Below are 8451 nucleotides of genomic sequence, written 5' to 3'. Positions count from 1 at the left end.
CGGGTCATGGGGTGCTGTCCGTTCAAAGCGTGAAGTCGTAGTCGATCACCAGCGGTGCGTGGTCGCTGAAGCGTTGCTCGAGGTAGATGTGCTCGGCCTTGGCCTTGGCGGCGGTCTTGGGCGTGGCCAGGTGGTAGTCGAGCCGCCAGCCCACGTTCTTGGCATAGGCTTGGCCGCGGTTGCTCCACCAGGTGTATTGCTCGGGGTGCGGGTTGAGCGTGCGGAACACGTCGACGAGGCCGATCTGGTCGAGCAAGTTCGTCATCCATGCGCGCTCTTCGGGCAGGAAGCCGCTGTTCTTCTGGTTGCTGCGCCAGTTCTTCAGGTCGATTTCCTTGTGCGCGATGTTGATGTCGCCGACCAGGATCAGCTCACGTTCGGCGGCCAGCGCGATCAGGCGCGGCGCCATCAGCGCCAGGAAGCGGAACTTCGCCTGCTGCCGCTCTTCGCCGCTCGAGCCGCTCGGAAAGTAGCAGCTGATGATGCTGAGCTTGCGCTTGGGTGTGTCGAAGCGCGCTTCCACGTAGCGCCCTTCGGCGTCGAATTCCGGGTTGCCGATGCCGAGGATCACCGCGCTCGGCGTCTTGCGCGAGTACAGGCCCACGCCGGAATAGCCCTTCTTGTCGGCGTAGTGAAAGTGGCCCTTCATGCCGGCCACGGTGTCGAACCGGCCGACCACCGTGTCGGCCTGGGCCTTGATCTCCTGCACCCCCATACAATCGGCGGCCACGCCTTCGGCCCAGGCCTCGAAGCCTTTGGTCGCCGCCGAGCGGATGCCGTTCAGATTCAACGAGACGAGACGGAACACGAAAGACTTCCCGATGAGCCAAGCCGCGCCGACCACCGCCCTCGCGCAAGACTTCGTGAAGTTCGCGGTCGAGGCCGGCGTGCTGCGGTTTGGTGAGTTCAAGACCAAGGCCGGGCGGCTGTCGCCCTACTTCTTCAACGCCGGCCTGTTCGACGACGGCGCCAAGCTCGGCCGCCTCGCAGAATTCTATGCGCGGCGTCTGCTGCAGGCGCGCGCCGAGAGCGGCCTGGCCTTCGACATGCTGTTCGGCCCGGCCTACAAGGGCATCACGCTGGCAGCCACGGTCGCGGTCGAGCTGGCGCGCCTCGGGCACAACCTGCCCTTCGCCTACAACCGCAAAGAAGCAAAAGATCACGGCGAAGGCGGCACGCTGGTCGGCGCCGGGGTGGCCGGGCGCGTTCTCATCATCGATGATGTGATCTCGGCCGGAACCTCGGTGCGCGAATCGATCTCGATGATCACGGCCGCGGGCGGCACGCCGCACGCCGTCACCATCGCGCTCGACCGCCAGGAGAAGGCCAGCGACGAAGGCGAAGGCGCGCAGATGTCGGCAGTGCAGTTCGTGGAGCGGCAGCTCGGGCTGCGGGTCGTGGCGATCGCCACGCTGGCCGACTTGCTGCACTATCTGCAGGCGAGCGACGACCCGGCCCTGAGTGCACATGTCGGGCGCGTGGCGGCCTACCGCGAGAGGTATGGAGTCTGAATGAAGCAGCGTGAGTTCGGGTTGGTGGTGCGGGGGCTGGTGCCGGTGGCGTTGTGCAGCCTCGTCTTGCTGCCGCCCGCGCACGAAGCCCGCGCGCAGAAGGAAGGGCGCAGCGCCATCTACACCTGCACCGACGCCAACGGCAAGAAGCTCACCTCCGACCGCCCGATCGCCGACTGCACGACCCGCGAGCAGCGGGTGCTCAACGCCGACGGCTCGGTGCGCAACGTGCTCGGCCCCACGCTCACCGCCGACGAGCGCGCCGACAAGGAAGCGCGCGACCGCGATGCCGCCGCCGCGCTCGCCGCCAAACAAGACGCCGTGCGCCGCGACCGCAACCTGATCGCGCGCTTTCCCGACGAGGCCGCGCACCGCAAGGCGCGCAATGCCGCGCTCGACGGCATGCGCACCGCGCTCAAGGCTTCCGAGGCGCGGCTCGAGCTGCTGGCCAAGGCGCGCAAGCCGCTCAACGACGAGGCCGAGTTCTACAACGCCAAGACCTTGCCGGCCACGCTGAAGGCCCAGATCGAAGGCAACGAAACATCAACCGAAGCGCAGCGATCGCTGATCCAGACCCAGCAGCTCGAGGTGGTGCGCATCAACAAGCTCTACGACGCCGAGCTGGAGCGTTTGAAGAAGCTGTGGCGCGGCGCGCCGGCGGGTTCGCTCGGGCCGCTGCCGGTGGGTGAAAGCGCGCCCGAAGCGGCAGGCGCCTCGACGCCGAAGTAAGCCACGCGGGCCGCCCCGGCCCGCGCTCAGCCGAGCTTTTTCTTCAGCAGCTCGTTCACCTGCGTGGGGTTGCCCTTGCCCTTGGTGGCCTTCATGGCCTGGCCGACCAGCGCGTTGAAGGCCTTGTCCTTGCCGGCGCGGTATTCCTCGACCGACTTGGCGTTGGCGGCCAGCACGGCGTCGATGATGGTTTCGAGCTCGCCGGTGTCGCTCATCTGGCGCAAGCCCTTGGCCTCGATTACGGCATCCACTTCGCCGCCGAACATGCACAACTGGTCCAACACGTCCTTGGCGCCCTTGTTTGAGACGGTGCCATCGACTATCCGATGAATCAACGACCCAAGCTTCTCCGCGGCAATCGGAAACTCTGCGATCGTCGTGCCCTGCGCGTTCAAGCGCATCGCCACCTCACCCATCAACCAGTTCGCCACCAGCTTGGGCTGCCCGCAGGCCTTGGCGGCCGTCTCGAAGTAGCTGGCGAACGCCTGGCTCTGTGTCACGCTCACGGCGTCGTAGGCGGGTAAGCCGTAGTCACGCTGGAAGCGCGCCGCCATCACGCTCGGCAGTTCCGGCATCTCGCCACGCACCCGCTCGACCCAGTCGGCGCCTATCACCAGCGGTGGCAGGTCGGGGTCGGGGAAGTAGCGGTAGTCGTGCGCGTCTTCCTTGCTGCGCATCGCCCGTGTTTCGCCGCTCGCCGGGTCGAACAGCACGGTCGCCTGCTGCACCGTACCGCCGTCTTCGAGCAGGTCGATCTGCCACTGCACTTCGTAGTCGATCGCCTGCTGCATGAACTTGAAGCTGTTCAGGTTCTTGATCTCGCGCCGCGTGCCGAAGGGCGCGCCCGGCTTGCGCACCGACACGTTCGCGTCGCAGCGGAACGAGCCTTCCTGCATGTTGCCGTCGCAGATGCCGATCCAGCGCACGAGCTGGTGCAGCGTCTTCGCGTATTCCACCGCTTCGGCAGCCGAGCGCATGTCGGGCTCGGTCACGATCTCGAGCAGCGGCGTGCCGGCGCGGTTCAGGTCGATGCCGGTCTGGCCCTGGTAGTCCTCGTGCAGCGACTTGCCGGCGTCTTCTTCGAGGTGGGCGCGCGTGAGGTTGACCTTGTACGGCACGTCGCCGACCAGGAACTCGACATACCCGCCCTGCACCACCGGCGTTTCGTACTGGCTGATCTGGTAGCCCTTGGGCAGGTCGGGGTAGAAGTAATTCTTGCGCGCGAAGATCGACAGCGGCGCGATCTTCGCGTTCACCGCCAGGCCGAAACGAATGGCGCGTTCGACCGCGCCGCGGTTCATCACCGGCAGTGTGCCGGGCAGGGCCAGGTCGACGGCCGATGCCTGCGTGTTCGCATCGGCGCCGAACTGCGTGCTCGAGCCGCTGAAGATCTTCGACTGCGTGGAAAGTTGCGCGTGCGTTTCGATGCCGATGACGACTTCGAAGCCGCGAATGAGTGCGGGTTTTGCCATGGGGAATTCAGTAGCCTTCCGGCTTGGCGTTGTGCCAGTCGGTGGCCTGCTGGAATGCATGCGCGGCGTGCAGCAGCACGGCCTCGTCGAAGTAGTTGCCGATCAGCTGCAGCCCGACCGGCATGTGGCCCGCGCCGAAGCCGGCCGGCAGGCTCATGCCGGGCAGGCCGGCCAGGCTGGCGGGCAGCGTGAAGATGTCGGCCAGGTAGCTCGCGACCGGGTCGTCGCTCTTGTCGCCGAGCTTCCAGGCCACGGTGGGTGCCACCGGGCCGGCGATCACGTCGCACTCGCGGAAGCAGGCCTGGAAGTCGTCGGCGATCATGCGGCGCAGCTTTTGCGCCTGCAGGTAGTAGGCGTCGTAGTAACCGTGCGAGAGCACGTAGGTGCCGATCATGATGCGGCGCTTCACCTCGGGGCCGAAGCCTTCGCTGCGGCTCTTTTCGTACAGGCCCTGCAGGTCGGCGTACTCGCCCGCGCGGTGCCCGTAACGCACGCCGTCGAAGCGGCTCAGGTTCGACGAGGCCTCGGCCGGCGCGATGATGTAGTAGACCGGGATCGACAGCTCGGTGCGTGGCAGGCTCACGTCGACGAGCGTGGCGCCGAGCTTCTCGAACTCGGCCAGCGCGGCGCGCACGGCGCCGTTCACGTCGGCGGCCAGCGCCGCTGGGAAGAACTCTTTCGGCAGGCCGATGCGCAGGCCCTTCAGTGGCTGGGCGGCGGTGGCGCCCGTGCGGGCCTTCAGCATCGCGGCGTGAAAGTCTTGCGGCGCGCGCTCGGCGCTGGTGGCGTCGCGCATGTCGAAGCCGCTCATCGCACCGAGCAGCAGCGCGCAGTCTTCGGCGCTGCGCGCGAACGGCCCGGCCTGGTCGAGGCTGGAAGCGAAGGCGATCATGCCGTAGCGCGAGCACACGCCGTAGGTCGGCTTGATGCCGGTCACGCCGGTGAAGCTGGCGGGCTGGCGGATCGAGCCGCCGGTGTCGGTGCCGGTGGCGGCGGGCATCAGGCGGGCGGCCACCGCAGCGGCCGAGCCGCCCGACGAGCCACCCGGCACACGCGTCACGTCCCAGGGGTTCTGCACCGGCCGAAAGGCCGAGTTCTCGTTGCCGGAGCCCATCGCGAACTCGTCGCAGTTGAGCTTGCCGAGCGTGACCATGCCGGCGCCGCCGTCGGCCAGACCGAGACGCGCGACCACGGTGGCGTCGAACGGGCTGCGGTAATCGGCCAGCATCTTCGAGCCGGCGGTGGTGGGCCAGTCGCGCGTGACGAAGATGTCTTTGTGGGCGAGCGGCACGCCGAGCAGCGCGCCCTGGCGGCCACTGGCGCGCTGCGCATCGGCCGACGCAGCCTGCTGCAGGGCGAGCGCCGGGTCGCCGGCGAGCACGGCGCCAAGATGTTCGTGAGCCGCAACCCGTGCGAGCAGATGTTTCGTCAGTTCGGTGCTGGAAACGGCCTTCGCGGCGAGCGCCCGCCCGAGTTCGGCCACACCCATGTCGTGCAGTTGCTGCGTCATCCGATGACCTTCGGAACGAGGTACAGGCCGTCTTCCACGGCCGGCGCGCTGCGCTGGTTGAGCGCGCGGTCGGCCTGTTCGGTGACGGCGTCTTCACGCAGCCGCAGGCTCACCTCCTGCACGGCCGAGAGCGGGGTGTACAGCGGCTCGACGCCGCTCGTGTCGACCGCGCTCATCTTCTCGACGATGGAGAAAAAACCGTTGAGCTGCGCGAGCATCGCTGCCTGCTCGGTGTTCTGGAGTTCGAGCCGGGCGAGGTGGGCGATGCGGCTCACGTCTTGCGGGGTCAGGGCCATGAAAATGCGCTTGCAGTGGGGTGCCGGAAAGGGCTGGATACAGGGTGTGAACGGGTCGTTCTGCCCGGGGCTTGCGGTATTATCCCCGGTTATCCACAAGCCCCGAGGGACTGCGCAGCCCGGCAGTTCGCCACGCGCCCTGGCGGCTTGGTGACCCTGAATCGAGGCCGCCCTTTTCGCCGCTTCGGCCCGCCGTTGCGGCAGGCCGAAGACCAACAACAACGCCCAACACAGCTTTCGCCCGCCCTGCTGCGCACGCGCCACCGCCCGCAGGGGGTCGGGCGACACCACTCACACACCATGTTCGGATCCTTTCGTCGCTACTTCTCGACCGATCTGGCCATCGACCTCGGTACCGCCAACACGCTGATCTATGTGCGTGGCAAGGGCATCGTGCTCGACGAGCCTTCGGTCGTCGCCATTCGCCATGAAGGCGGGCCCAACGGCAAGAAGACCATCCAGGCCGTCGGCGCCGAAGCCAAGGCCATGCTCGGCAAGGTGCCGGGCAACATCGAGGCGATCCGCCCGATGAAAGACGGCGTGATCGCCGACTTCACCGTCACCGAGCAGATGCTCAAGCAGTTCATCAAGATGGTTCACCCGCGCTCGGTGCTGCGCCCGAGCCCGCGCATCATCATCTGCGTGCCCTGCGGGTCCACGCAGGTCGAGCGCCGCGCGATCCGCGAATCGGCGCTTGGCGCCGGTGCTTCCGATGTGTACCTGATCGAAGAGCCGATGGCCGCGGCCATCGGCGCCGGCCTGCCGGTGTCGGAAGCCAGTGGCTCGATGGTCGTCGACATCGGCGGTGGCACCACCGAAGTCGGCGTCATCTCGCTCGGCGGCATGGTCTACAAAGGCAGCATCCGCGTCGGTGGCGACAAGTTCGACGAATCCATCATCAACTACATCCGCCGCAACTACGGCATGCTGATCGGCGAGCCCACGGCCGAGAGCATCAAGAAGCAGATCGGCAGTGCCTTCCCCGGCTCCGAGGTGAAGGAGATGGAAGTCAAGGGCCGCAACCTGAGTGAAGGCGTGCCGCGCAGCTTCACGATCAGCAGCAACGAAATCCTCGAAGCGCTGACCGACCCGCTGAACCAGATGGTCTCGGCGGTGAAGAACGCGCTCGAGCAAACCCCGCCCGAGCTCGGCGCCGACATCGCCGAGCGCGGCATGATGCTGACCGGCGGCGGCGCCCTGCTGCGCGACCTCGACCGCCTTCTCTCCGAAGAAACCGGCCTGCCGGTGTTGGTGGCCGAAGACCCGCTGACCTGCGTGGTGCGCGGGTGTGGCATGGCGCTCGAGCGCATGGAGCGGCTCGGCTCCATCTTCACCTCCGAGTAGAAATGGCGCACCCGGCGGCGGAGTACCGCCACCACCCGCCAAGCGGGTGCTCGGGCGGCTTGCGAGCGGCCCGGCGCTGGCCCGAGCGGCACGCCGGCGGCGCGTAACCATGTCTCTCGGCACCATCGACCGCACCCCGCCGCCCTTCTTCCGACAGGGCCCGTCGGCGCTGACCAAGCTGATCCTCTTTTCGGCGCTGGCGCTGTTTCTGATGGTCGCCGACAACCGCTTCACCATCGCGCGCCAGTTGCGCGCCGGCCTGGCCACGGTGCTCTATTACCCGCAGCAGGCCTTGCTCGTGCCGGTGCAGGCGTGGGGCGATGTCGGCGAGTACTTCATGGGCCTGAAGCGGGCGCTCGAAAGCGCGGCGCTGGCCAAGGCCCAGCTCGCCGGCCAGGCCGAGCGCGCCTTGCAGGTCGAGCAACTGCAAGGCGAGAACGCACGCTTGCGCGCGCTGCTCGAACTGCGACCGCGCCTCACGGTGCGCTCGCAAACGGCGCAGGTGCTGTACGAGGCTTCCGACCCCTACTCGCGCAAGGTCGTGATCGACCGTGGTGCGACCAACGGCGTGGTGCTCGCCTCGCCGGTGATCAACGAGGCCGGTGTGCTCGGCCAGGTGACGCGGGTGTTCCCGCTGTCCTCCGAAGTGACGCTGCTCACCGACAAGGATGCCGCCATCCCCGTGCTCAACGCGCGCAGCCAGGCGCGCAGTGCCGCCTTCGGCAGTGCCGCCGGTCTGGGCGAGGCGATGGAGATGCGTTTCATGGCCGGCAACGCCGACGTGCAGGTCGGCGACACGCTCACCACCTCGGGCGTGGACGGCGTGTACCCCCCCGGCCTGCCGGTGGCCAAGGTGGCCCTGGTCGACCGCAAGGTCGACTCCGGCTTCGCGCGCATCGTGTTGACCCCGACCGCCCTGCCCGACGGTGTGCGCCACGTGATGGTGCTCGAGCCGGTCGGCCTGCAGATGCCGCCACCGCCCGAACCGGCCGAAGAGGCCAAGCCGCGGCCGTCACGCAAGGCGGGCCGCAAGTGACCGCCGCCGCCCGTCCGCAGCGAGGTGCGCCATGATCATGCCGCGCTCGTCCGACCAGCTGCTGTTGCCGGTCAACCCGCTGTTCGTGGCGTTCACGCTGGTGTTCGCGCTGCTCGTCAACCTGGTGCCGCTCGGCCGCGCGCCGGCCATGCCCGACCTGCTGGCACTGGTGCTCGTGTTCTGGAACGTGCACCAGTCGCGCCGTGTCGGCGTCGGCCTGGCGTTCATGTTCGGCGTGGTGATGGATGTGCACGACGGCGCCGTGCTCGGCCAGCATGCGCTGGCCTACACGCTGCTGAGCTTCTTCGCGATCACGATCCACCGTCGCCTGCTGTGGTTCACCGTGCCTTCGCAGGCGGTGCAGATCCTGCCGCTGTTCTTCGCCGCGCACGCCGTGTCGCTGCTCGTGCGCATGGTCGCCGGTGGCATGTTCCCGGGCTGGGAGATGCTGCTGGCGCCGGTGTTCGAGGCGCTGTTGTGGCCCATCGTCACGTGGTTGTTGCTCGCGCCCCAGCGCCGCGCCCCTGACCCGGATCAGAATCGGCCCCTGTAG

General features: G+C 67.9%; 9 protein-coding genes. 5 read left to right on the top strand and 4 right to left on the bottom strand.

Features of this window, described 5'->3' with window-relative positions; genetic code table 11:
* Positions 1-22: 22 nt before the first annotated feature.
* Positions 23-808: an exodeoxyribonuclease III gene (locus AC30PD_RS23555; RefSeq protein ID WP_489538142.1), complete on the bottom strand. Its 786-nt coding sequence runs from the start codon at positions 806-808 to the stop codon at positions 23-25.
* A 13-nt stretch (positions 809-821) separates the two neighbouring features.
* Between AC30PD_RS23555 and pyrE the strand changes: the two genes are divergently transcribed.
* Entirely contained in the window at positions 822-1511 is a 690-nt protein-coding gene (gene pyrE, locus AC30PD_RS23550; protein ID WP_489538141.1) for an orotate phosphoribosyltransferase, read from the top strand.
* Positions 1512-2240 (top strand): hypothetical protein, encoded by a 729-nt coding sequence (locus AC30PD_RS23545; protein WP_489538140.1) that lies wholly within the window; start codon positions 1512-1514, stop codon positions 2238-2240.
* A gap of 26 nt (positions 2241-2266) precedes the next feature.
* Here the strand turns inward: AC30PD_RS23545 and gatB are convergent, their stop codons facing one another.
* From gatB to gatC, 3 genes are read right to left on the bottom strand one after another with little or no spacing between them, the layout of a single operon-like run.
* Positions 2267-3712, bottom strand: a complete 1446-nt coding sequence (gene gatB, locus AC30PD_RS23540; RefSeq protein ID WP_489538139.1) for an Asp-tRNA(Asn)/Glu-tRNA(Gln) amidotransferase subunit GatB — start codon at positions 3710-3712, stop codon at positions 2267-2269.
* Positions 3713-3719: 7 nt separating this feature from the next.
* Entirely contained in the window at positions 3720-5222 is a 1503-nt protein-coding gene (gene gatA / locus AC30PD_RS23535; protein ID WP_489538138.1) for an Asp-tRNA(Asn)/Glu-tRNA(Gln) amidotransferase subunit GatA, read from the bottom strand.
* Positions 5219-5518, bottom strand: coding sequence for an Asp-tRNA(Asn)/Glu-tRNA(Gln) amidotransferase subunit GatC (gatC, locus tag AC30PD_RS23530; RefSeq protein ID WP_489538137.1), 300 nt, complete (start codon positions 5516-5518; stop codon positions 5219-5221). Before gatC ends, gatA begins: the two co-directional genes overlap by 4 nt.
* A 300-nt stretch (positions 5519-5818) precedes the next feature.
* On the opposite strand from gatC, the gene AC30PD_RS23525 reads away from it, so the two are divergent.
* The 3 genes from AC30PD_RS23525 to mreD all read left to right on the top strand — a co-directional run bounded on the left by AC30PD_RS23525 (position 5819) and on the right by mreD (position 8451).
* Positions 5819-6862, top strand: a complete 1044-nt coding sequence (locus AC30PD_RS23525) for a rod shape-determining protein (protein ID WP_489538136.1) — start codon at positions 5819-5821, stop codon at positions 6860-6862.
* A gap of 109 nt (positions 6863-6971) precedes the next feature.
* The gene (gene mreC, locus AC30PD_RS23520) at positions 6972-7898 is read left to right on the top strand and encodes a rod shape-determining protein MreC (RefSeq protein ID WP_489538135.1); all 927 of its coding nucleotides are present in this window, start codon (positions 6972-6974) and stop codon (positions 7896-7898) included.
* Positions 7899-7929: 31 nt separating this feature from the next.
* A complete protein-coding gene (mreD, locus tag AC30PD_RS23515) occupies positions 7930-8451 on the top strand; it encodes a rod shape-determining protein MreD (RefSeq protein ID WP_489538134.1) in 522 nt (173 codons plus the stop codon).

It is taken from the genome of Rhizobacter sp. (assembly GCF_032229685.1).
Classification (GTDB): domain Bacteria; phylum Pseudomonadota; class Gammaproteobacteria; order Burkholderiales; family Burkholderiaceae_C; genus LMDS01.
This window is presented reverse-complemented; position numbering and strand designations above follow the sequence as displayed.